20 protein-coding genes are annotated in these 24,074 nt (G+C 62.2%); 7 read left to right on the top strand and 13 right to left on the bottom strand.

Features of this window, described 5'->3' with window-relative positions; all coding sequences use genetic code 11:
* The first annotated feature begins 169 nt into the window (after positions 1-169).
* The 4 genes from CVU60_15190 to CVU60_15175 all read left to right on the top strand — a co-directional run bounded on the left by CVU60_15190 (position 170) and on the right by CVU60_15175 (position 6,555).
* Positions 170-766 carry a TetR/AcrR family transcriptional regulator gene (locus CVU60_15190; protein ID PKN40679.1) on the top strand — a complete coding sequence of 199 codons (597 nt, stop codon included), beginning with the start codon at positions 170-172 and terminating at the stop codon, positions 764-766.
* A gap of 69 nt (positions 767-835) precedes the next feature.
* Entirely contained in the window at positions 836-1,984 is a 1,149-nt protein-coding gene (locus tag CVU60_15185; protein PKN40678.1) for an efflux transporter periplasmic adaptor subunit, read from the top strand.
* A gap of 9 nt (positions 1,985-1,993) precedes the next feature.
* The gene (locus CVU60_15180) at positions 1,994-5,149 is read left to right on the top strand and encodes a hydrophobe/amphiphile efflux-1 family RND transporter (protein ID PKN40677.1); all 3,156 of its coding nucleotides are present in this window, start codon (positions 1,994-1,996) and stop codon (positions 5,147-5,149) included.
* Positions 5,137-6,555: a hypothetical protein gene (locus CVU60_15175; GenBank protein ID PKN40676.1), complete on the top strand. Its 1,419-nt coding sequence runs from the start codon at positions 5,137-5,139 to the stop codon at positions 6,553-6,555. Before CVU60_15180 ends, CVU60_15175 begins: the two co-directional genes overlap by 13 nt.
* Before the next feature lie 69 nt (positions 6,556-6,624).
* Here CVU60_15175 and CVU60_15170 read toward each other — a convergent pair whose 3' ends face one another.
* The 12 genes from CVU60_15170 to CVU60_15115 all read right to left on the bottom strand — a co-directional run bounded on the left by CVU60_15170 (position 6,625) and on the right by CVU60_15115 (position 19,870).
* The gene (locus CVU60_15170) at positions 6,625-8,013 is read right to left on the bottom strand and encodes a hypothetical protein (protein ID PKN40675.1); all 1,389 of its coding nucleotides are present in this window, start codon (positions 8,011-8,013) and stop codon (positions 6,625-6,627) included.
* Positions 8,014-8,016: 3 nt separating this feature from the next.
* Positions 8,017-9,693: a hypothetical protein gene (locus CVU60_15165; GenBank protein PKN40684.1), complete on the bottom strand. Its 1,677-nt coding sequence runs from the start codon at positions 9,691-9,693 to the stop codon at positions 8,017-8,019.
* Between the two features lie 124 nt (positions 9,694-9,817).
* On the bottom strand, positions 9,818-10,279 hold the full coding sequence (locus CVU60_15160; GenBank protein PKN40674.1) for a D-tyrosyl-tRNA(Tyr) deacylase: 462 nt from the start codon (positions 10,277-10,279) through the stop codon (positions 9,818-9,820).
* Entirely contained in the window at positions 10,279-10,677 is a 399-nt protein-coding gene (gene queD / locus CVU60_15155) for a 6-carboxytetrahydropterin synthase QueD (protein ID PKN40673.1), read from the bottom strand. The genes CVU60_15160 and queD overlap by 1 nt, the downstream gene beginning before the upstream one ends.
* A gap of 5 nt (positions 10,678-10,682) precedes the next feature.
* The gene (locus CVU60_15150) at positions 10,683-14,144 is read right to left on the bottom strand and encodes a DNA polymerase III subunit alpha (protein PKN40672.1); all 3,462 of its coding nucleotides are present in this window, start codon (positions 14,142-14,144) and stop codon (positions 10,683-10,685) included.
* 137 nt (positions 14,145-14,281) lie between these two features.
* A complete protein-coding gene (gene gap, locus CVU60_15145; protein ID PKN40671.1) occupies positions 14,282-15,277 on the bottom strand; it encodes a type I glyceraldehyde-3-phosphate dehydrogenase in 996 nt (331 codons plus the stop codon).
* A 12-nt stretch (positions 15,278-15,289) separates the two neighbouring features.
* Complete coding sequence (fba, locus tag CVU60_15140; GenBank protein ID PKN40670.1) at positions 15,290-16,213, bottom strand: fructose-1,6-bisphosphate aldolase, class II; 924 nt, start codon at positions 16,211-16,213, stop codon at positions 15,290-15,292.
* A gap of 21 nt (positions 16,214-16,234) precedes the next feature.
* Positions 16,235-16,996 (bottom strand): 5'/3'-nucleotidase SurE, encoded by a 762-nt coding sequence (locus CVU60_15135; GenBank protein PKN40669.1) that lies wholly within the window; start codon positions 16,994-16,996, stop codon positions 16,235-16,237.
* Positions 16,954-17,565, bottom strand: a complete 612-nt coding sequence (locus tag CVU60_15130; GenBank protein PKN40668.1) for a pyruvate ferredoxin oxidoreductase — start codon at positions 17,563-17,565, stop codon at positions 16,954-16,956. Before CVU60_15130 ends, CVU60_15135 begins: the two co-directional genes overlap by 43 nt.
* A complete protein-coding gene (locus CVU60_15125; protein PKN40667.1) occupies positions 17,558-18,394 on the bottom strand; it encodes a 2-oxoacid:ferredoxin oxidoreductase subunit beta in 837 nt (278 codons plus the stop codon). Before CVU60_15125 ends, CVU60_15130 begins: the two co-directional genes overlap by 8 nt.
* 2 nt (positions 18,395-18,396) lie before the next feature.
* Positions 18,397-19,545, bottom strand: a complete 1,149-nt coding sequence (locus CVU60_15120; protein PKN40666.1) for a 2-oxoglutarate synthase subunit alpha — start codon at positions 19,543-19,545, stop codon at positions 18,397-18,399.
* The gene (locus CVU60_15115; protein PKN40665.1) at positions 19,526-19,870 is read right to left on the bottom strand and encodes a 4Fe-4S ferredoxin; all 345 of its coding nucleotides are present in this window, start codon (positions 19,868-19,870) and stop codon (positions 19,526-19,528) included. The genes CVU60_15120 and CVU60_15115 overlap by 20 nt, the downstream gene beginning before the upstream one ends.
* A 248-nt stretch (positions 19,871-20,118) precedes the next feature.
* Between CVU60_15115 and CVU60_15110 the strand changes: the two genes are divergently transcribed.
* Genes CVU60_15110 through CVU60_15100 form a run of 3 tightly spaced genes read left to right on the top strand, consistent with a single transcriptional unit; the run spans position 20,119 to position 22,609 of the window.
* The gene (locus CVU60_15110) at positions 20,119-21,204 is read left to right on the top strand and encodes a DNA-binding protein (GenBank protein PKN40664.1); all 1,086 of its coding nucleotides are present in this window, start codon (positions 20,119-20,121) and stop codon (positions 21,202-21,204) included.
* 9 nt (positions 21,205-21,213) lie between these two features.
* Positions 21,214-21,849 carry a dTMP kinase gene (gene tmk, locus CVU60_15105; GenBank protein PKN40663.1) on the top strand — a complete coding sequence of 212 codons (636 nt, stop codon included), beginning with the start codon at positions 21,214-21,216 and terminating at the stop codon, positions 21,847-21,849.
* The gene (locus CVU60_15100) at positions 21,842-22,609 is read left to right on the top strand and encodes a glycosyltransferase family 2 protein (protein PKN40662.1); all 768 of its coding nucleotides are present in this window, start codon (positions 21,842-21,844) and stop codon (positions 22,607-22,609) included. The genes tmk and CVU60_15100 overlap by 8 nt, the downstream gene beginning before the upstream one ends.
* Before the next feature lie 57 nt (positions 22,610-22,666).
* Here CVU60_15100 and fumC read toward each other — a convergent pair whose 3' ends face one another.
* Positions 22,667-24,058, bottom strand: a complete 1,392-nt coding sequence (gene fumC, locus CVU60_15095; GenBank protein PKN40661.1) for a class II fumarate hydratase — start codon at positions 24,056-24,058, stop codon at positions 22,667-22,669.
* Positions 24,059-24,074 lie beyond the last annotated feature (16 nt).

Here is a 24,074-nt window from a genome sequence, read left to right as displayed (position 1 = left end):
GACTTTTCCGCCCTGCACGCAACGACTCAACTCTACGAGGCCAGCGAAGGAGTTCCGGCGGGTCTCAAGGCCATGACGACAGCGGGCCGTTTTCCGCAATAGGTTTTCTGCTTCCTATCTCCCAATTTACTCTTGACGACAAAGTGAACGATCGTTAACTAGCCCCTCCATGTCAAAACGACTCACCACGATAATACGCCGCGAACAGATCGCAGAAGCGGCCCTGGCCCTGGTTGCCGACCAGGGTGTCGGCGCACTGACCGCACGCAATGTGGCCCGCGCCGTGGGCGTGACCGCACCAGCCCTTTACAAGCACTTTCCGGGCGGCAAGGCCGACATCCTGTCCAGCGTCCTGGACCTGCTCGACGACGTCAAGAGCGAAGGAATCCGTCAGGCTCTCAAAGAACCTGGCCCGGCCCTGATCAAGCTGCGTCGCTGCTACGACCTGCACATCAGCGTTGTCGAGCGCTACCGCGCGCTGCCCAACCTTGTGCTTTCGGATGCCCTGTGGAGCGACGAGACACATCTGCGGGAGCGCCTGCTCAAAAACCACCAGCGACATCAGTCCGAAGTGGCCAAAATCATCAGCCAGGGACAGGCAGCAGGCGAAATCCGCGCCGATATCGATGCCGACGAGATCTTCGTGCAGTTCCTGGGTCAGTTCCTGACCATCGCCATCCTGTACAGCAGGCGCGGCGACATGATCGATCCCAAAACCCAGGCCGAGGCGAACTGGAAAATGTTTGTCCGAGGCGTATCCCCCTAATTTTTTTTGCCCCTAAAGTGAACACCTGTTCACATGCCATTTTCAAAACAGCAATCATGGAAGGACCAAATGAAAAAAATACTTATTCCCGTTGTCGCGCTGCTCGCCGTCGGCCTTGGCTATCTCGCCTGGAACAAGCCTTCGCAGGCCAATCAGCCCACTGCCGCCCGGGTCGCTCCCGCACCGGAAGTGGCCGTGGTGACCATGCAGGAAAAAGATGTCCGGCTGACCACGGAATTGCCGGGCCGTACCGCCGTTTACCAGATGGCCGAGATCCGGCCGCAGGTAGGCGGCATCATCCTGAAGCGGGCCTACACGGAAGGAACCGAGGTCAAGTCCGGCGACCTTCTCTACCAGATCGACCCCGCAACGTATGAAGTGGCTGTGGCCCGCGCCAAGGCTGCCGTGGCCAAAGCCAAGGCCGAACTGGAGCCCGCGCGGCTCAAGGCGCTGCGCTACCGCGACCTGATCCGCACCAAGGCCGTCAGTCAGCAGGATCACGACGAGGTACAGGCGGCCCTGGCCCTGGCTGAAGCCAATGTGGCTGCGGCACAGGCCGAGCTTGGCGCCGCGCAGATCGACCTTGAGCGGACCAGGGTCCTCTCGCCCATAAACGGCCGCATCGGACGCTCCACCATCACCCCCGGTGCCCTGGTCACGGCCAATCAGGCCCAGGCCATGGCCACGGTGCAGCAACTCGACCCCATCTATGTCGATCTGACCCAGTCCAACGTGGAGCTTTTGCGCATGAAGCACGCCCTCAAGAGCGGGGCCGTCCAGTCCGCAGGCGAGGCCGCGACAAAAGTGCGTCTCATCCTCGAAGACGGAGCCACCTACGCCCATGCAGGCGTGCTGCAGCTGGCCGAGGCCAGCGTGGACCAGAGCACCGGTTCCGTCACGCTGCGCGCCGTGTTCCCCAATCCCGAACGCGACCTCCTGCCGGGCATGTATGTCCGCGCCGTCGTCGAGGAGGGCGTGCTCGCAAGCGCACTGCTCATCCCGCAGCAGGCCGTGGTCCGCAACGCGCAGGGCCAGCCCCTGGCCATGGTCGTGGACGGCGAGGAAAAGGTGGCTGCCCGCCCCCTGGAACTTGACCGTGCGGTCGGCGGTGACTGGATTGTACGGGAAGGGCTGGCCGCCGGAGACCGCGTGGTCATCGAAGGGTTGCAGAAGGCGCGCCCCGGCGTGCAGGTCCGTGTAGCCCAGGACGCAATGTAAGGAACTATCATGGCACATTTTTTCATAAATCGACCGGTCTTCGCCTGGGTTCTGGCCATCGCCGCCATGCTTGGCGGCGTGCTGGCCATCACGGGCCTGCCCATATCCCAGTATCCGCCCATCGCCCCGCCTTCCGTGGCCATCAGCGCGACCTACCCCGGCGCGTCGGCCAAGACGCTTGAAGACGCGGTCACGCAGGTCATCGAACAGAAGATGAAGGGCATCGACAATCTGGACTACATGTCCTCGACCAGCCAGTCCTCGGGACAGGCCGAAATCACCCTGACCTTCAAGGCCGGCACCAACCCTGACATTGCCCAGGTGCAGGTCCAGAACAAGCTGCAGCTGGCCATGTCGCTGCTGCCGCAGGAAGTGCAGGCCCAGGGCGTACAGGTCACAAAGGCGGTCAGAAACTTCGTGCAGGTGCTCGGTTTCGTGTCCGAAGACGGCTCCATGGCCAGGGCGCAACTGGCCGACTATGTAGCCGCCAACGTGCTCGACGGCCTGAGCCGTGTGGAAGGGGTCGGCGAGGTCACCCTGTTCGGCTCGCAGCACGCCATGCGCATCTGGCTCAACCCTGACAAGCTGCATACCTACAGCCTCACGCCATCCGACGTTGCCGCCGCCATCAAGGCCCAGAACGCCCAGATTTCGGCCGGACAGCTCGGCGGATTGCCCTCGGTGGAGGAGCAGCGCATCAACTTCACGGTCAGCGTCCAGGACCGTCTGCAGACTCCCGAACAATTCCGGAACATCCTGCTGAAGACGAACACCGACGGATCCGTGGTACGCCTTGGCGACGTCGCCAAGGTGGAACTGGGCGCAGAAAATTCGCAGATCGTCTCCCGCTTCAACGGTCAGCCCGCGGCGGCTCTGGCCATCAAGCTGGCCACCGGCGCAAACGCCCTGAAAACCGTCGAGGCCATCGCCGAATACACAGCCAGCATCAGCTCGACCTTTCCCGCCGGACTGAAGGTTGTGGAAGCCTTCGACACCACTCCCTTCGTGCGCATCTCCATCGAGGAGGTGGTCCGCACCCTGCTTGAAGCCGTCGTGCTGGTCTTTCTGGTCATGTACCTGTTTCTGCAGAACTTTCGGGCCACCCTCATCCCGACCATCGCCGTGCCCGTGGTTCTGCTCGGCACCTTCGGGGTGCTGGCGGCATTCGGCTACTCCATCAATACCCTGACCATGTTCGCCATGGTCCTGGCCATCGGCCTGCTGGTGGACGACGCCATCGTGGTGGTCGAGAACGTGGAGCGCATCATGCACGAGGACGGCCTGTCGGCCAGGGATGCCACTCACCTGTCCATGACCCAGATCTCAGGCGCCCTGGTCGGCATCGCCCTGGTCCTGTCCGCCGTGTTCGTGCCCATGGCCTTCTTCGGCGGCTCCACCGGAGTCATCTACCGTCAGTTCTCCATCACCGTGGTCTCGGCCATGGTCCTCTCGGTCCTGGTGGCCCTGATCCTGACCCCCGCCCTGTGCGCCACCATGCTCAAACCGGCCAAGCCCGGACAGGGCAAGCGAGGCTTCTTCGGCCTTTTCAACCGCGGCTTCGACCGCACGGCAAATGGCTATCAGAAGCTGGTCGGGTCCATGACCCGGCGCTGGGGGCGCTCTCTGGTGCTCTACGCCCTCATCCTTGCAGCCATGATGTTCCTGTTTCAGCGACTGCCCACGGGCTTTCTCCCGGACGAAGACCAGGGCATCCTCTTCGTGCAGGTCCAGCTGCCCATCGGCGCGACCCAGGACCGCGCCCTTGATGTGCTGGAGCGCATCGAGAACCACTTCCTGGAAGCAGAGAAGGACTCTGTGCAATCGCTCATGGCCGTGGCGGGTTTCAGTTTCGCCGGCAGCGGGCAGAACACAGCCATGTGCTTCATACGTCTCAAGGACTGGAGCATGCGCAAGAGCCCCGACTTGCACGTCAAGGCCATCGCCGGACGGGCCATGGCCGCTTTCTCGCAATACCGTGACGCGCAGGTCTTTGCCTTTGCCCCACCGGCGGTGATGGAGCTGGGCAACGCGGCCGGCTTTGACTTCGAGCTTCAGGACATGGCGGGCCTTGGTCACGAAAAGCTCATGGCCGCCCGCAACCAGCTCCTGGGCATGGCCAGGCAGCATCCGGACCTGGCCATGGTCCGCCCCAACGGTCTGGACGACACGCCGCAGTACCGCATCGACATCGACTGGAACAAGGCAGGCGCACTGGGCCTTGCCGTGTCGGATGTGACCGGGGTCATCGCCACGGCCTGGGGCAGTTCCTACGTCAACGACTTCCTGGACAAGGGACGCGTCAAGAAGGTCATCATGCAGGGCGAGGCGCCCTACCGCATGATGCCCGAGGATCTGGCCCGCTGGCATGTGCGCGGCAAATCCGGACAGATGGTGCCCATGTCGAGTTTCGCCACGGCCCACTGGACCTCGGGCTCGCCGCGACTGGAACGCTACAACGGCGTCCCCGCCATGCAGATTCTAGGCGCCCCGGCTCCGGGCAAGAGCTCCGGGCAGGCCATGGCGACCATGGAGAACCTGGCCAGCCAGTTGCCTGAAGGCATAGGCTTCTCCTGGACCGGGCTGTCCTTCCAGGAACGTCAGGCCGGTTCGCAGACCATCATGCTCTACGGCCTCTCCATCATCGTCGTCTTCCTGTGCCTGGCGGCCCTGTACGAGAGCTGGAGTCTGCCCGCATCGGTCATCCTGGTCGTGCCCATCGGCGTCGTCGGCGCCCTGGCCGCCGTCAGCCTGCGCGGCCTGACCAACGACGTCTACTTCCAGGTCGGCCTGCTCACGACCATGGGGCTGGCAGCCAAAAACGCCATCCTCATCGTCGAGTTCGCCAAGAGCCTGGCCGAATCGGGCATGGACCTCATGACCGCGGTGGTCGAGGCGGCACGGCAACGTCTGCGGCCCATCCTCATGACCTCCCTGGCCTTCGGCCTTGGCGTCCTGCCTCTGGCCCTGAACTCCGGCGCGGGTTCGGGCGGTCAGAACTCCATCGGCACGGGCGTCATCGGCGGCACCATTGCATCGACCATCATCGGTTCCCTGCTCATCCCTGTCTTCTTCGTCATTGTGGCCAAGCTGGGACTTTCCCGCAAGGAACCGAAAAAATCGACCACTCGCGCCATCATCCCCGGAGGCCATCCATGCGAAGATTGATACTCGTGATCGCGCTCGTCGCCCTTGGCGGCTGCGCCACTCTCGCCCCTGAGCGAGAACGCCCTGACATGCCCGTGCCCGAAGCATGGAACGCACCGGCCCAGTCCAGCCTGGGGCTGGCCGAAGTGGACGAGCTTGGCTGGCGGGATGCTTTCCCCGACCCGGCACTGCAAAAGCTCATCTCCACGGCCCTGCACCAGAACAGAAGCCTGCGCCAGGTCGTTCTGGCCATGGACAAGGCCCGGGCGCAATTCGGCATCGCCCGCGCCGACCGCATCCCAGGCATCGACGCATCGGGCCAGAACTCGAACCAGCGCCTGCCAGCGGACCTGCACGGCGGCATCGAGGGCATTGACCGGCAGTGGAACGTAGGGCTTGGAATCTCCTCCTTCGAACTTGATTTCTTCGGCCGGGTGAAGAACCTGGAGGAATCAGCCCTGGAGAGCTACCTGGCCACGGAAGAAGCCCGCCGGGCCGCGCACATCAGCCTCGTGTCCCAGGTCGCAAAGGGCTACCTGACCCTGGCCGGGGACCGCGAACACCTGGCCCTGGCCCGGGAAACCTATGAAAGCCGCCAGGCAACCCTGGAGCTGACCCTGGCCCAGTTGGCCCACGGAATGAGCACCGAACTGGCCCGGCATCAGGTCGAAGAAGTGGTGGCCGTGGCCCAGGCCGAGGTCGCGCGCCTCGCGGCCCAGGTGACCATGGACGAAAACGCCCTGGCCGTGCTGGTCGGCGTGCCCGTCCCGGAACTCGACCTCCCGGCCCGGGCCATAAACGACGTGGCCCTGCGCACGACCGTGAAGCCAGGCCTGCCCTCGGAACTCTTGACCAGACGCCCGGACATCCTTGAAGCCGAACATCGGCTCTGGGCCGCAGGGGCGGAAATAGGAGCCGCACGGGCGGCGTTCTTCCCGCGCATCGGCCTGACCACAACGGCCGGTCTGGCCAGCCTGGAACTGACCGACCTGTTCGATTCGGCCCAGCGGGTCTGGACCTTCGTGCCCAGCGTCACCCTGCCCATCTTTGATGCGGGCCGGAACAAATCCAGGCTTGAAGCGGCCAAGGCGGAACAACAGATCCGGGTCGCGCAGTACGAGGAAACCATTCAGAACGCCTTCCGCGAAGTCTCCGACGCCCTGGCCAAAAACCAAGGCTACGAAGGGCAGGTCCGGGCCCAGGTCCGCCGCGCCGCAAGCGCCGAGAAAAGTCGTCAGCTGGTCGACCAGCGTTTTTCGGCGGGCCTTGAGAGCGCCTTTGCCGTGCACGACGCGGAACGCACCCTCTTCAACGCCAGACAGAATCTGCTGGAAGCACGCCTGGCCGGAAAACTGGCCATGGTCGAGCTCTTTACCGCGCTTGGCGGCGGCTGGCAGGAAAACGCACTGCATGCCTCAGCGCAATAACAAAACCCTGAATAAAAACGAAAAAAGGCGGCCACTGGCCGCCTTTTTTCGTTTGAAAACATTATGCGATCACGTTTGACGAAGAAAACCGAGATGCTCTTCGGCCAGGGCCAGCACGCGCTTGCGGCTGGCCGGGGAGCAGTCGTGATTGGACAGGTGAACGGCGGCGTACCCGCTCAAAGGGCGCAGGGCCAGGGCAGCGTGATCCCATTCGCGCACAAGCCGCTCAGGATCAAGGGCGCTGCTCGCGGTGCGCAAAAACCTAAGGACGCCGACCGCCATGACACGCACCATGGCTTCGTGGGCTTCCCGCAGATTCCCCGCTGCAGCCAGACATTCGTCCTTTGCGCCAAGGCCGAAAGCGTGCAGCCAGAAAGCCTGCCAATATACGGACAGCATCTGACCGGCCTTGGGGCGAACGGAGAGAGGGAGCAAATCGTAGAGACCGTCCTTGCGCCCGCTGGCCAGAATCTCGAGTCCGGGAAGCCGCAGGCCCGTCAGCTTGCCCTTGCGGCCGAGCATGGCTTCGAGCACGCGCACCACCCGCGCAGGCTTGAAACGCTGGTGGCAACGCGGAAGTTCAAAGCGGCAGCGCCAGCAGCCCACGCAATCTCCTGAACTGCGCAGCACCACGTGTCCCGGCTGATAAGGGCCGGTTTCGAAGGCGTGCACCGGACCCATGGAAAGATTGAGCACCTTGATTCCCGACCAGGCCGCCAGGTGCATGGGGCCCGTATCGGGAGAGATCATGGCGGCCAGATTCTGCCCATATACGGCAAACGCATCCAGCCCGAGGCTGCCGCAGGCGCTGGCCACAGGCCGCTTGGAGAGACGAAGCACCTCGCGGCACAATTCCCGCTCTGCGGGTCCGCCAAGCAGAACCGGCACGAACCCGCGCCGCTCAAGCTCCGCGACAAGCTCGACCCAAAACGCGGCGCAAGGCCGCTTGTCCGGTTCGCTCGCACCGAGAAAAAGGCCAACATGGCGGATGTCGGCCGGCATGTTGCGCGGCGCGGGCCAGCAGGTCTGACCCATGATGCGGCGCGGAATGACATCGAGGGCGTTCAGATCGGCCCAATGAAAGCGGTTGTGCCGGTTGTTGTGGGTCAGCGAGGCCCGGTATTCCTGCCAGTCGCCCTCGATGCGGGTCACGCCGTCCCGGATGTATCCGCCCACCAGAGCGTCGCAGCTCAGGCTCCCGGCCAGCTCCATGCTTTCGGCGCGGTGACTCAGATTTATGACCAGATGGAACGCCTGCCTCCTCAAGGCAGCGCCCTGCCCATGGCTGAAGTAGCGCACCTGCGGGCTGAGGCGCATGAGCGGCCCGGCGAAACTCGGCTCGGCCATGACCCAGACCGGATGACCGGGAAATGCCCGCTCAAGCCACAAAAAAAGCGGAAAGGACAGGATCAGATCCCCCATGCGCTGCATCTGGATGACCAGGATGGGCTTCTTCACCGGCTATCCGTAGATGGAGCGCATGGTCCGGACCAGGGACTCAAGGCGCAGGTCGTAGGTGTGTTCAGCCAGGATGCGGGAACGCGCGGCCTCGGTAATCCTTGCGCGCTCGCCGTCGTGGCGAAGATAATGGCGAACAAGGTCGGCAATCTCGCCGGGCTCCTGATAACAGACAATCTCCCGGCCGGGCTCGAAAAGCGCTTCCATCTGCCGCCTGTGGTCAGTGAGCAGAAACCCGCCGCAAACCGGCACGTCGAAGACGCGCTGATTGACCGCGCCCTTCATCTGCTGGCTGGTGCAGTTGAAGTTGATGCGCGTGGCCGGATAAAATGCGGGCAGGTCGGCGTAGTAGTTGAGTTCGCGGTGATAGGTCCAGCCGTCCGGCGGCAGAATGTCATGCCAGCCCGGATCTCCGACCAGAAGCGGCTTGAAGGGCAGCAGCTCGCGCACGCGCTGCAGGCGGTACAGAAGTGTCGCCTGCCAGGTGATCAAAGTCTCGAAGGCAAGCCGGGCATCCACATCGGGCAGGGACCTGAAAGCCTCCACGTACATGGGCCGCTCCTCTTCCAGAAACCGAGCCACGGACAGGGCCCCGCTGAGCATGAAGGCGCGTCCGAGCTCCTCCAGATCGGCCAGAAGAACGGCGGGAAAATCATAGTGGCGCAGCTTGGCGTGCACCTTGTAAACCATAGAATTGCCGACAAAAGAGACATCGCGCAGCGGAGTCGTGTGCGGCGCGTAGGCAAAACGGTGCGGGTCCGTGGCCAGGGGCAGGTAGTGCACGCGCGAGAATCCCTGCGCCTTCAGGGACTCGATATTGTCCACATCCCAGGTGAAGAGCGTGACCCAGTCCGAAGCCAGATTCTCGTAAACGTAGAGGATGAGGTGCGGGTTGTCGACGAACCAGGACGCCAGGGGCAGCTCCATGCGCGCCAGAAGCGCCGTCAGGATGCCCTCCTTGTCCACGCCCAGATGATTGATGGTCAGCACGAAGTCGGGACGAAAGGCCAGGATTTCCGAGAGGATGGACTCCACGAATTCCTGGCTGCCCACCTCCTGGCTCGGGAGCTGCACCAGCGAGGTCGCGTAGCCAAGGCGGGCAAAGGCGGCCTCGAGCTCGCCCATCAGGAAGTAGGAACTGGTCAGCAGCAGCACTCGCGGGACGCCGGAGCGGAACTTGGGATAGCGCGCCTGGCTCCAGAAATCGACCTTGCGGCTCACTTCCAGGCGGTCGCCCAAATCGCGGTACATACCGGGTCGCAGGCGAACATAGAAAGGATCACGCACCGGGGCGAAAGGCAGGCCGCCGTGCCGGATCTGCCAGCGGGTCAGCTGGTCCAGGGCCGCGGCAGGATCAGCATCGGCGATCCAGAACACACGCGGGTCATCGCGCCATTTCTGCGGCACTCCGGTCAACGCGCCGATGGGCTCTTCGGCATCGACCACGGCCACCGGGCCCGCAGTTCTGTCCAGCACATCGGCAAGACCGACTCCCAGGCCCGCTCCCAAGAAAACAGGCAAAACGCCGCGGGCCGGAATTTCCGCCGCGCGACGCAATTCGTTCTCGGCCCCGCGCCTGCCACCCAGGTGCTGGACGCGGCCATCGCGCAGGATGCGCACGTCCACGGATCCGTCGGGCAAGCGGGCGGGTTCGGCGGTGTAGTCGATCTCGGCGGACATGGTTTCAGACCGTGCCGCTGGCCGCTTGTGGGAGGAGGAAAATCCGGATGAAGCCATGCATGCTGTGTCCTGTCAAAAAATGAACGTTCGCAAAACTGCTAGCAACATGCCTGCCAAAAAGAGACTAGAGTTCGTCGCTGTCCAGCCAGATCGTGACCGGCCCCCAGTTGACCAGGGACACGTCCATGTCCGCGCCGAATTCGCCCTCGGCCACATTCGGCCACTGCCGGCGCAGGTCGGCCACAAAAGACGTGTACAGGGCCAACGCGGCCTCTGGCGGAGCGGCTTTGGAAAAGGAGGGGCGGCGGCCCTTTTTGACGTCGGCATAGAGGGTGAACTGCGAAACCACCAGGATGCCGCCGCCGTGATCGGCCAGGCTCGCGTTGATGGGGCCGCCTGCGTCGGGAAAAAGCCGCAGGCCGAGGAGCTTCTGCATGAACCTGTTCCAGACGGGCCCGCCGGCCATGTCCGGAGTGTCGTTGCCGCCGAAGCCGAGCAGCACGACGATACCCGGTCCGATCTCGCCCACGGTGCAGCCCTGGACACGGACGCAGGCCGAGCGCACCCGCTGCAGGACCGCCCGCATCAGGCCGGTCCTTCCGAGTAATAGGCCCTGGAACTGGCTTTCTCCGAGACCATGACCTCGGCCAAACGGACCGGATACGGGGCCAGCAGGACTTTCATGCGCCGGAACACGAAGCGGGCCAGCAGCTCCGAAGAGGGATTCTGCTCGGCAAAATCCGGCAAGTCGTTCAGATGCCTGTGGTCGAGTTCGTCGGTGACCTCTTTCAGCAAACGCTTGAGCGCCTTGAAGTCCATCAGGATGCCAAGCTTTGGGTCGAGGCTCTCGCCGACCACGTCGACCTCGACGGTGAAATTGTGGCCGTGCATGTTCTCGCACTTGCCCTCGTAATGCCGCAGCTGATGCGAGGAGCTGAAATCCGAGCTCACCCGAAGCCGCCATTGCCCTTGTGTCATGCACACTCCCTTTAGGTTCGGACCAATCGCCATTGTTCGAATTCACGCCAAAATTCCGGGCACGGCGCCACCATGAAATCCGGCCCGAACTGGAGCCTGCACACGTATTCCCCGCGGCCGAGATCGACCTGCACCGGAGCCTGCCCCGGATAACGCGTGACGATCTCGCCCAGCCCGGCCCAGTCGGGGTCCTGCCCCTCGGCGCGCACGAAAAGGACCACCGGCTCCGTGCCCGATCCGACCACCTCCGAGAGCAGCTTGAAGGACTCGGCCAGAACCTTGGCTTTCTTGGGCCCGTCCTCGTTCTCCTCGTTCATGGAGTCGCGCTTGGCCACAACGCCGGTCATGAGCAGGGGCTCCTCGCAGGTCAGCAGCTCGCGGTAGGTCACGTACGGCTCCGAAAAGACGATGGCCTCGCCCGAACCGCTCAGGTCCTCGATGCCGCAAAAGGCCATGCGGTCACCCTTCTTGGTGTTGATGGTCTTCATCGACGTGACCAGGACCGGTATCTGCACCGGCGATTTTTCGGTGAGGTCCGCGCACTGGGCCAGGGTCGGGTAGCCCAGCCGCCTGATCTCCTGGCGGAAGGGCTGCAAGGGATGGCCGATGAGGAAAAACCCGAAGGCCTCCTTTTCCATGCGGCACTTCTCGTCATCCCCGAATTCAGGCAGCGCGGCCTCTTCGCCTTCGATGCCGAGCCCCGTCAGGTTGCAGGTGTTCTCCTCGACCATGCCCATGAACGAGAGCTGGCCGGAGGTTTTGCGCTTGGCCCGTTTCTGGGCCATGGCCTGGACCTTGTCGAGGCCCTCCAGCAACGCCCGGCGCGAGCACCCGAAACTGTCCATGGCGCCCGATTTGACGAGGGAATCGAGCACCCTCTTGTTGACCTTGCGCAGATTCACGCGCTGGCAGAAATCGAGCAGACTGGTGAAATCCCCGCCCTTTTCCCGCTCCTCCACGATGGACTCGACAGCCCCCTCGCCCACGCCCTTGATGCCGGAGAGGCCGTAGCGGATGGACTCTCCCTCGACGGTGAACTCGTTGTAGCTGCGGTTCACGTCCGGAGGCAGGACTTCGATGTCCATGTCCCGGCAGGCGCTGACATGAGCCAGGATCTTGTCGGTGTTGGACACTTCCGAGGTGATGATGGCGGCCATGAACTCGGCCGGATAATGGGCCTTCACGTAGGCCGTCTGATAGGAGATGACGGCGTAGGCGGCGCTGTGGGACTTGTTGAACCCGTAGCCCGCGAACTTCTCCATGAGGTCGAAGATGTATTCGGCCGCCTCCTGGGAAATGTTGTTCTCCCGCGCACCGTCCAGGAAACGGACCCGCTGCTTGGCCATCTCCGCCGGGTCCTTCTTGCCCATGGCCCGGCGCAGGTTGTCGCCTTCACCCAGGGAATACTTGGCCAGATCCGAAGCGATCTTCATGACCTGTTCCTGGTAGAGGATGACGCCGTATGTGTCCTCCAGGATGGGGTGGACCACGGGGGCCAACTCCTCGAACTCGTACTCGACCTTGCGCAGCCCGTGCTTGCGGCCGATGAAATCGTCAACCATGCCCGATTCCAGGGGACCAGGCCGGTACAGGGCCAGAAGCGCGATGATGTCCTCGAAGCAGGAGGGCTTGAGGCCGCGCAAGACCCGGCGCATGCCGTCGGATTCCAGCTGAAACACGCCGTCCGTCTCGCCACGGCACAGAAGTTCGAAGGTCTGCGGGTCGTCGAGGGGGAGTTTCTCAAGAACAGGCACGGGCTTGTTGTTCTTGCGAATGAGTTTGAGCGCATCGTCGATGACGGTCAGGGTTTTAAGGCCCAGAAAGTCGAACTTGATGAGCCCGATAAGCTCGACCTTCTTCATGTCGAGCTGGGTCACGACCTCCCCGTTCTTGCCCTTGTGCAGGGGCAGGTACTCGACCATGGGCTTCTGGGAGATGACGATGCCGGCGGCGTGGATGGACGAGTGCCGGGCCAGGCCCTCAAGGCGCCGGGCGACATCGTAGAGTTTTCTGTACTGCGGGTCGCTGTCGATGAGGGTGCGCAGCTCAGGCTCCTCGTCCAGGGCCTTGGTCAGGGTCATTTTCAGGTCTTCGGGGATGAGCTTGGCGATGCGGTCGGCGTCCTTGAGGCTGACATCAAGAGCCCGGGCCACATCGCGGATGGCGCCCTTGGCCTTCATGGTCCCAAAAGCCACGATCTGGGCCACGTGGTCGGCCCCGTATTTATCCGAGACGTAGCGGATGACCTCGTCGCGCCTGTTGTAGCAGAAATCCACGTCTATATCAGGCATGGACGCACGCTCCACGTTCAAAAACCTCTCAAAGAAGAGCGCGTAGCGGATGGGGTCCAGGTCCGTGATCCTGAGCGCGTACGAGACCAGCGATCCGGCAGCCGAACCTCGACCGGGACCGACCGGGATGTTCTGCGATTTCGCCCAGTTGATGAAGTCCTGAACGATCAGGAAATAGGCCGGAAAGCCCTTCTCGATGATGACGCTGAGTTCGAGTTCCAGGCGCTCGCGGTAAGCGGCCTCGTCCACCTCGTAAGGCAGGGCGGCGATGCGCTCCCTTAGCCCCTCTTCGGACAGGCGGCGAAATTCCTGGTCCAGGGTCACGCCCTCGGGCACGTCGTAGACCGGGAAGAAATGCTGCTTGAGCTTCAGTTCCACCTCGCACATGTCCGCAATGCGGCCCGCGTTTTCCACGGCCTCGGGACAGTTGGCGAAGGCGGCCTCCATCTCTTCGGGGGCCTTGTAGTAAAATTCGTTGGTGTCGAACTTGAGACGCTGCTTTTCCGATGCGATCTTGCCCGTGCCCACGCACAGGAGGATGTCGTGGGCCTCGTAGTCGTCCTTGTTCAGATAGTGGCAGTCGTTGGTGGCGACCAGAGGCAGGCCCGTCTCCCTGGCCAGCTCCATGAGCCTGTCGTTGACGACCTCCTGCTCTTTCAGGCCATTGGACTGCAACTCCAGATAGAAGCGGTCCGGAAAGATCTCCATGTATTCTTTGGCCTTGAGCAGGGCACTGTCGAAAGTGCCGTGTCGCAGAGCATAAGGCACCTCGCCCTGCAGACAGGCCGAAAGGCAGATGAGGCCCTCGGAGTGGGCGCGCAGATATTTCTTGTCCACGCGGGGTTTGTAATAGAACCCCTCAAGAAAACCGGCGGACACAATCTTGACCAGGTTGTGGTAGCCGATGAGGTTCTGGGCCAGTAGAACCAGGTGAAAACGCTTCTTGTTCTCCCGCTCGTGCATGTCGTCGGCGATGTAGACTTCGCTGCCGATGATGGGCTTAATGCCGTGCTTCTTGGCTTCGAGATAGAAAGGCACGGAACCGAAGAGATTGCCATGATCTGTGATGGCGGCCGAGGAAAAGCCGAAATCAACGGCCCGGGCGCACAGGTCCCTGAGGCGGATGGCGCCGTCAAGAAGGCTGTACTCGGAATGGCAATGCAGATGGGTAAAACCGCTCATGGTACTCTCAGGGAAACGAGGATTTCAAAAATCGGGGAAATGGAGACTAGAAAAGGCGCGGCTGAATTGCAAGCCGAGCTTCAAAGCAGAACGCCCGGACTGGCCGGGCGTTCTGGAATGGCATCGCACTCAGAGAATCACACGGATGCCCCGACCATCCTGGCCAGGCGCAGCAGCTGGTTGGTGAAGCCGGCCTCGTTGTCGTACCAGACGATGATCTTGACCATGGTTCCGTTAATGACCGAGGTGCACAGGCCGTCGACCACACCGCCGTAGATGCTGCCGACGTAGTCCATGGAAACGAGCGGAACCTCGGTGTAGCCCATGGCCCCGCCTTCGGGTCCGCTGGCCGCGGCCTTCAGGATCGCGTTGACCTCGGCCGCCGTGGTCGGCTTCTCCACTTCCACGACCAGGTCCACCAGGGACACGTTGGGCGTGGGCACACGCACGGCCATGCCGTCGAGCTTGCCCGCCAGGGCCGGGATGACCAGGCTCACTGCCTTGGCCGCGCCCGTGGTCGTGGGCAGCATGTTCATGGCCCCGGCACGCCCGCGACGGATGTCCTTGTGGGTGCCGTCGAGCATGCGCTGGCTCATGGTGTAAGAGTGAATGGTGGTCATGAGCCCGTGCTTGATGCCGAAAGTGTCGTTCAGCGCCTTGGCCGCAGGAGCCAGACAGTTGGTGGTGCAGGAGGCGTTGGAGATGATCAGGTGTTCGGCCGGGTTGTAGAGCCCGTCATTGACGCCCATGACCACGGTGAGATCGGCGTCTTTGCAGGGGGCGGAGATGAGCACCTTTTTTGCTCCGGCCGCCAGATGCTTCTTGCAGTTTTCACGATCATTGAACTTGCCCGTGGACTCTACGAGAATGTCGACACCCTTCCAGTCCCAGGCGTCCGGAGCGTTGCGGGTGACCAGCACCTGCTTGCCGTTCAGCAGAAATCCCTGTTCGTTGGGCTCGACATCACCGGCAAAAGTGCCGTGAACCGAGTCGTATTTGAGCAGATACGCAAGAGATGCGTTGTCGCCGCGGGCGTTTACGCAGACCAGCTGCACATCCTGGTTTCCGGCCAGGATGCGTGCGAGGTAGCGCCCGATGCGACCAAAACCATTGAGTGCGATTTTGACAGCCATATTCTTTTCCTCTTAGATTTTATTGGATGAACCCAGAACGTTCCTGATCTTGTGTGCCACCATGTCCCGCACTGCGTCCCTGGCCACCAGCAGATACTGGCGCGGATCGAAATGGGAAGGATTGTCGGCCAGATACTTGCGGATGGTGGCGGTCATGGCCAGACGGATATCGGTGTCGATATTGATCTTGCACACGGCCGAGGCAGCCGCCTTGCGCAGCAGGTCTTCGGGCACGCCCTTGGCCCCGGCGATCTTGGCGCCGTACTGGTTGGCCATGTCCACAAATTCCTGGGGCACGGACGACGCGCCGTGCAGCACGATGGGGTAACCGGGCAGCAGGGCCTTGATCTTCTCCAAACGATCGAAGTCGAGCTTGGCCTCACCGGCAAACTTGTAGGCCCCGTGACTGGTGCCGATGGCAATGGCCAGGGAGTCGCAACCCGTGCGGCCGACAAACTCCGCTGCCTGATCCGGGTTGGTGTACACGCTGTGCTCCACATCCACGTCGTCCTCCACGCCTGCGAGCTGTCCGAGCTCCGCCTCGACCCAGACGCCACGATCGTGGGCATAGGCCACGACCTGTTTGGTCAGGGCGATGTTTTCCTCGAAGGACAGGTGCGAACCGTCGATCATGACGGAAGTGAAGCCGCCGTCGATGACTTCCTTGCAAATTTCGAAATTCTGGCCATGGTCGAGGTGCAGGCAGACCGGCAGATCATTGTCGGCCAGGGCGGCCTCCATGAGCTTGATGATGTACCCCTGTCCGGCGTAGCGGCGGGCGCCGGCGGAAACCTGCAGGATGAGAGGGGATTTCTCGAGGTTTCCGGCCTCCATGATACCCTGGATGATCTCCATGTTGTTCACGTTGAAACCACCGACGGCAAAGCCTTCGGCGTAACCTCGGGCAAACATTTCCTTGGGTGTGGTCAGGGGCATGATCGTCTCCTTGAAAGGCGGTTATTCGTTCTTGGCCAGATGCCGGGTCAATGCTTCCAGATATCCGGCATGAGTCAGATCAAAAGTCAAAGGGGTGGCGGTGATGTAACCTCGACTCAGATATCCCCGATCCGATTCGGGCTCCACATTTTCCGGCGGGATGATCCCGCACAGCCAGTAATATGGATTTCCCCTGGGATCGTTTCTCTCGTCGTACCAGTCCCGGTAGGTGGACGAGGTCTGACTGCAGACCTTGAGCCCCTTGGCGTTTTCAAACGGCCCGGCGGGAAAATTCAGATTCAGCACGCAATGACGGGGAAAGGAAGTCCAGAATTCCCCGTCAAGCATCCGCACCGCGTATTCGGCCTGTGCGGAAAGCTCTTCAGGATGAAAATCGTCCACGGACACCGCCATGGCCGGGATGCCCGCCAGGGCCCCTTCGGTGGCCGCGGATACCGTGCCCGAATAGAGCACGTCCACTCCCACGTTGGCGCCTGAGTTGATTCCCGACACGATCATGTCCGGGCGCCTTGGCAGCAGGTGGCTCAATGCCAGCTTGACGCAATCCGCCGGAGTGCCGGAAATGCCAAGGCCGGAAAACCCCGTTTCCTCCACCTGCTTGACCCTCAGTGGAGAAAACAGGGTCACCGAATGCCCTACCGCGCTCTGCTCGGTCATGGGTGCGGCCACGTGCACCCTGTGTCCGGCCTTGATCAAGGCGCCGTAAAAGGCGCGCAGTCCTACTGCTCTGATTCCGTCGTCATTTGTGAGGAGAATGTCCATTTTTCGGGTGCGTCCGGATAAAGTTTCTTGGCCTGACTGTGCCCAAGGGTCAGAGCCTTGACGTTCACGTCCAGGATCTTGGCCGGCAGGACCGATGCCAGGGCCTTTTTCACGTTGGCGAAATTCATGAACGGCAAAAAGTGACTGAGCGCCCCAAGACAGATTATGTTCATCGTCTGGGGCAGGCCGATCTTATCCCGGGCCATTGTCGTGAACGGCAGCCCCCAATAAATGTTGGAAGGAGTCTGGGTCACGAGCGAGGTATCCACCAACAGGAAGCCGGTGGGCTTCAGGTTGCGAAAATACAGGTTGCAGGCCTCCTGACTGAGAGCCACGAGCATGTCAAGATTCACGGGCTTTGGATAGCTGATTCTGTGTGAGCTTATGACCAGATCGGCCCGGCTCGCTCCGCCCCGGGCCTCGGGGCCGTAGCTCTGGGTCTGCGTGACGTGAAAGCCGTGATCTATGGCCAGCACCTGGCCCATGATCTTGCCCAGGGTCAGGATGCCCTGGCCGCCCGTGCCGGAAAGCCGTATTTCAAATCGATTCAGTTCGTGCTGCTTAGGCATTTCGCTGCTCCTGAAGCTTGTTGCGCAGTTCCTCATAACGCACTTCCAGACCCTGCCGCATCTCGTCCCTGAACACTCCGATGGGCGTGAACTTTCCCTTCTCTTCCGGGGCGAGCTGGGCATACCGATCAAGCTTGGCGGTGTTTTTCTTGTACCACTGGTACATGTCCACCACGGTCTTGAACTTGTTCTTGCGGCCATACTGGGTATGGCAGGGGGTCAGGATCTCGACCAGGTTGAAACCCGGTTTCTCCAGGGCGTCGCAGATGAGCCCGTCGAGCATGTTGGCGTGCAGCACCGTGCCGCGGGCCACGTAACTGGCGCCGCTGGCCATGGCCATGTCCACGATGTCGAAGCTGCGTTCGAGCTGACCGAAAGGCGACGTCGCGGAGACGGTCCCTTCGGGGCTGGTCGGGGAAGCCTGGCCGCCGGTCATGCCGTAGATATTGTTGTTCAGCACCAGCGCCGTCAAGCCAATGTTGCGCCTGGCCGCATGGATGAGATGGTTTCCGCCGATGGACATGGCGTCGCCGTCGCCCATGACCACGATGACCTTGAGCGCCGGGTTGGCCATCTTGATGCCCGTGGCGAAGGTCAGGGCCCGGCCGTGAGTGGTGTGCACGGTGTTGAAGTCAACGTACACGGCCATGCGCCCGGAGCAGCCGATGCCGGCCACGAGCACGACATCGTCCTTGGCGTAGCCCAGGCGATGCACACTGCGGATGAGGGAGCCGAGCACGATGCCGTGGCCGCAGCCCGCGCAGTAGACGTGGGGAAACTTCTTGTTGTGCCTGAGATAGTCGTGAATGAGTTGTGTTACCTGTGCCATGGTCACGCCTGCATGATATTTTTGAAGATTTCCGAGGGAGTGATGATCTGGCCGTCAACGCGGTTGTTGGTGATGACGTGGGTCAGGCCGTTGTTGACCCGCTTCACCTCGCGCGAGATCTGCCCCATGTTCATCTCCGGCACGATGAGCGCCTTGCACTGCCGCGCCAGGGATTGCACTGCCGTCTTGGGGAAGGGGAAGAGGGTTTTGAGCTTCAGCAGCCCGGCCTTGACCCCTCGTTCGCGGGCCATGTGCACGGCAAGCTCGGCCGAACGGGCCACGCAACCGTACGCCAAAACGACCACCTCCGCATCCTCGCAGCTGACCTCGTCGAAAAGCTGGATGTCGTAGAAGAACTGGTCGATCTTGCGGAACTGCCTGTGCATCAGCGCCTTGACCTCGTCGGGCTTCGACGTGGGGAATCCGTTCTGGTCGTGGGTCAGGCCCGTGACATGAAAACGGTACCCGGAACCGAGGGGCGGCAGGGCCGGAACCCCGCGCATGGTTTCCTCGTAGGAAACGTACCACTCCGGCGGCATGGAAGGGGTCACGCGGGCCAGGATCTCAAAATCCTCGGGACCGGGAATGGAGATCTTTTCCCGGGTGTGGGCCGTGATCTCGTCGAGCAGCAGGATGACGGGCGTGCGGTATTTTTCGGCGAAATTGAAGGCCACGACGGTCATTTCCAGGCATTCCTGAACGTCGCTGGCCGAAAGGACGATGATGGGATGGTCCCCGTGACAGCCCCAGCGGGCCTGCTGTACATCGCCTTGGGCCGGACTGGTCGGCAGGCCGGTGCTGGGCCCTCCGCGCATGACGTTGACCACGACCAGGGGCACCTCGGTCATGCACGCGTAGCCCAGATTCTCCTGCATGAGGGAAAAGCCCGGCCCGGAGGTGGCGGTCATGGCCTTGCGGCCGGCCAGGGACGCACCGATGATGGCGCCCATGCTGGCGATCTCGTCCTCCATCTGGATGAACACCCCGTCCTTGACCAGAGGCAGCCGCGCGGACATGACCTCGGCGATTTCCGTGGACGGGGTTATGGGGTAGCCCGCATAGAAGTTGCAACCAGCCAGGAGGGCTCCCTCGACCACCGCTTCATTGCCGAGTGCGAATATTTCCGTTCTCTTACGCTTTTTTGTCGCCATGTTCGTCTTCCCGGTTAGGTGTTCCAACATTTTCCTCCGGACCTGGGTCGGTGCCGGCAGACGGGTCCAGAGGCCCGCCCTTGGCGGCATCGAACGCGTCGGTCTTTCTGCGGCTGACCTCCTTGGGGGTAACGGAGATCGCGAAATCCGGGCAATGCAGCTCGCAGAATCCGCAATTCACGCAGTCTTCCTCACGCACCACATGTGCCTTGCCGTCCGGCCAGAGTTCGAGCACCTTGGACGGGCAAAAAGCCGCGCATATCCCACAGCCTTTACACCAATCCGGATAAATCGTCACCTTTGCTTGACCTTTCTTTTTGGACATAACCGCTCGATAAAGTGTTGGGGTTTCTTTCGTGGGTATGAAAAAAGGACACGCCCCGCCAATTCTGGTCGTCAATCCGGCCGGATACGTCCGGCCTCTTGCCAAAGTTGAAAACTTGCCTGTAGACGAAGTGGGAAACGAGCACGCGAAAGTCTTTTGAATATTGTGCAACTGCCCAATTATCTTAGAAAATATCGACATCGCCTTCGTTTGCGCCATTACCTCATGCATGCAGGAATAGCAACTTAATGAAGCACAAAAAAACATACGTACGCGATTTGGCTGAAGGAAATTCGATTTCCGAGGTGTTTGCCCTTTCCAAGGCCCAGCGCAAGGAAGCCAAGAACGGCCCCTACTGGCAACTGACCCTGACCGACCGTACCGGCAACATCGAGGCCAGAATCTGGTATCCCCAAAGTCAGCAATTCGAAGCCCTGCAGGCGGAGCAATTCGTGGCCGTAAGCGGCCAGGTGGCCTCTTTCAAGGACCAGCTGCAGATGAACGTCAACGACATGGGCGTCATCGACCCGCGCGAAGCGGGCCTGGACATGGCCGACTTCCTGCCTTCCTCAGCCATTCCCCCGGAGGAGCTTCTGCTGGAAATGGAAGAGTTCCTCGGCTCCGAGCTGACCTTCAAGCCATGGAAGGCCCTGTGCAAAAGCGTGCTGCACGACGAGCGCATCCGCACGTCCCTTTTGAGCGCGCCCGGAGCCAAGGCCATCCACCATGCCTACGCCGGAGGGCTCCTTGAGCACACCCTGGCCATCATGCGCATCTGCAGTTCCTTGTCCCGGCTCTATCCGGGGATCGACCGGGAGATCCTGCTCGTGGCCGCGCTTTTCCACGATCTGGGCAAGGCCTTCGAACTCTCGCACGGCATAAGCCGCGAATACACCGATGCCGGACGTTTGCTGGGGCACATCCAGATCGGGCTGGAGGTCCTGGAGCCTTTTCTGCGCAAGACCAAGGACCTTCCTGAAGAGCTGGCCATGCACCTGAAGCATCTCATCGTCGCACATCATGGCGAGCTGGCCTTTGGTTCTCCCTGTCTGCCCCAGACCGCGGAAGCCTTCGTCCTGCACTACGCGGACAATCTGGACGCCAAGATCAATACCGTGCATGGAGCTCTGACCGCCCCCGACGGCGAGGAAGTCAGCGGCTGGAGCGAATATCACCGCACCCTTGGTCGCTACCTGTACCAGCCCATGCGCACGCCGGTTGCGGCCAGGACAGCAGAACCGCAGCCCAAAACGCCCAAAAAAGCGGCGCCCAAATCCGAGGAATCGCCCCTTTTAAAGGCCATGGGCATCACCGCAACATCCGGCAACCAGTGAGGAGGAGGCATGTTTCTTACTTTTGAAGGCATGGAGGGCTGCGGAAAATCCACGCAGTGCAAAAAACTCATCGAACATTTCGTACGTCAGGGACACGATGTCCTGCACACTCTTGAGCCCGGCGGCAGCCGCCTGGGCAAGGAGCTCAGACGCATTCTGCTCGATCCCAAGAACAGCGACCTGTCCTCCACCAGCGAACTTTTTCTCTATCTGGCCGACCGCGCCCAGCACGTCTCCTCGGTCATCCGTCCGGCCATGGAAGACGGCCGGACCGTTATCTGCGACCGCTTCGCCGACTCCACAGTGGTCTATCAGGGCTACGGACGCGGCCTGGACCCGAGCCTCCTGCACCACCTGAACGACGTGGCCGTGCAAGGGCTCTGGCCGGACGTGACGATCCTGCTGGACGTGGAACCGGAAATCGGCCTCAAGCGCGCCCTGACCCGCAACATGCAGGACAACAAGGCCGCCACCGAGGGCCGCTTCGAAGCCGAAAGCATGGCCTTTCACACCCGCATCCGTGAAGGCTACCTGACTTGGGCCGCCCTGCATCGCGGCCGTTTTCTGGTCGTTGACGCGGGCCGGAATCCGGACGCCGTGTTCGAGTCCATCCTGCGCGGTCTGGAGGAGAAAGGCCTTGGCTAAGCCGGAAGTCACAGGCCTGATCCTGACCCTGAACGGAGCACGGCATCTGGGCGCATGTCTTGCGTCCCTCAGTTTCTGCGACCGGATCCTGGTCGTGGACTCGGGCAGCACGGACGCGACGGCGGACATCGCCGCCGCTCATGGTGCCCAGGTGCTGGTCAACCCCTGGCCCGGACCCAAAAAGCAGTTCGAGTTCGCCTTCGGACACATCGAGACCCCCTGGGTGGTCTCGCTGGACCAGGACGAGATCCTGTCCGACGAACTGCGGGCGTCCGTCATCCAGGCGCTGCAGGACCCGGGGAACACGAGCGCCTTTCTCTGCCCCCGCACCTCCTACTATTTCGACCGCTTCCTGCGCCACAGCGGCTGGTATCCGGACCTGCTGCCCCGCGTCTTCAGGCTGGCCGACACGGGAGTGCATGTCTCCGGGCCGCACTACGGGTTTGAAACGAAAGGAAAGACCCGGCGCCTGGCCGGAGACATCATCCACTACCCCTACGAAAACCTGAAGCAGCATGTGGAAAAGATCAACTACTACACGCAGATCGCCGCCGAAGAAATGCACGCCAAGGGAAAACGGGCGGGCGTGGCCACGGCAATGGGCCACGGACTGGCCAGATTCTTGAAGATCTATTTCTTCCGGCGGGGTTTTCTGGACGGCAAGGCAGGTTTCGTGCTGGCGATCAACTCATTCTTCTACGCCTTCCATAAGTATATCCGGCTGGCGGAACTCACTCTCAAGGACAAAAACGGGGCGTAGCAGTCTCACGACTTTCTTCCTTGCCGCGCCTGAATCCCGAGCATCGGAATACGGCCGTCAACCCTTCTCGTGGGGCCTGGCCATCCGCATGGGATCGACCAGGGTGTCGAAGGCCCCCCCGTCCAGATAGCCCAGTTCCAGGCAGGCCGCCTTCAGGGTTGTGCCCTCCACATGCGCCTTGTGCGCCACCTCGGCGGCCCTGTCGTAGCCGATGACCGGCGATAGGGCCGTGACCAGCATGAGCGAATTTCCCACATGGCTGGCGATGACCGCCTCGTCGGGCGCAAGACCCGTCAGCGCGTGGGCGGTGAAGCTTGCGCAGGCATCGGTCAGCAGGCGCATGGCTGTCAGCAGGTTGAAGATCATGACGGGCTTGAAGACATTGAGCTCGAAATTGCCCTGGGAACCGGCCATGCCCACCGCCGCGTCCAGCCCCATGACCTGCACCGCGACCATGGCCATGGCCTCGGACTGGGTCGGGTTGACCTTGCCGGGCATTATGGACGAGCCGGGCTCGTTGGCGGGCAGGATCAGCTCGCCCAGCCCCGCGCGCGGGCCCGAGGCCAGCCAGCGGATGTCGTTGGCGATCTTCATCAGCGACCCGGCCAGGGTTTTCATGGCTCCCGAAGCCATGACCACCGCGTCATGGGCCGAAAGGGCCGCGAAGAAATTCGGGGCAGGCACGAACGGCAGCCCCGTAAGTTCGGCAATCCGGTCCGTGGCCACCCGGGCGAAATCCGGGTGTGCGCCAAGGCCCGTGCCCACCGCCGTCCCTCCCAGGGCCAGCCGGCACAGATGCGGCAGACAGCCCCGCAGCCGCTCCAGATTGTCCTCCAGCAGGGCCGCATATCCCGAGAACTCCTGCCCCAGGGTCATGGGTACGGCGTCCTGCAAATGGGTGCGGCCGATCTTGACGATGCCGTCCCACTCCCCGGCCTTGCGCGCCAGTTCGTCATGCATGGCCGTCACGGCCGGAATCACCTCGCCCGTGAGCATGAGGGCCGATGCGATGTGCATGGCCGCCGGGAACGTGTCGTTGGACGACTGAGACATGTTGACGTGATCGTTGGGATGCACGGGCGTCTTGCTGCCGAGCACCCCGCCGAGCATCTCGATGGCCAGGTTCGCGACGACCTCGTTCACGTTCATGTTGGTTTGGGTGCCGCTGCCCGTCTGCCAGACATGCAGGGGAAAATGCCCGGCCAGCTTCCCGTCCGCGACTTTCCGGCAGGCTGCCATGATGGGTTCGGCCAGATGGGACGGCAGCTTGCCTAACTCCAGATTGGCCTGGGCCGAAGCGAGCTTCAGGATGCCGAAGGCGTGGATGATCTCCTGCGGCATGAGATCGCCGCCGATGCGGAAGTATTTCAGGGAACGCTGGGTCTGCGCGCCCCAGTAGCGATCCCCCGGCACCTCGATTGGTCCCATGCTGTCGGTCTCGATACGCATTTGCGCCATGCTCCCT

It is taken from the genome of Deltaproteobacteria bacterium HGW-Deltaproteobacteria-18 (genome assembly GCA_002841885.1).
In the GTDB taxonomy this organism is placed as follows: domain Bacteria; phylum Desulfobacterota; class Desulfovibrionia; order Desulfovibrionales; family Desulfomicrobiaceae; genus Desulfomicrobium.
The sequence above is the reverse complement of the archived record's forward strand: the minus strand, read 5'-3'. Positions and strand labels throughout refer to the sequence as shown.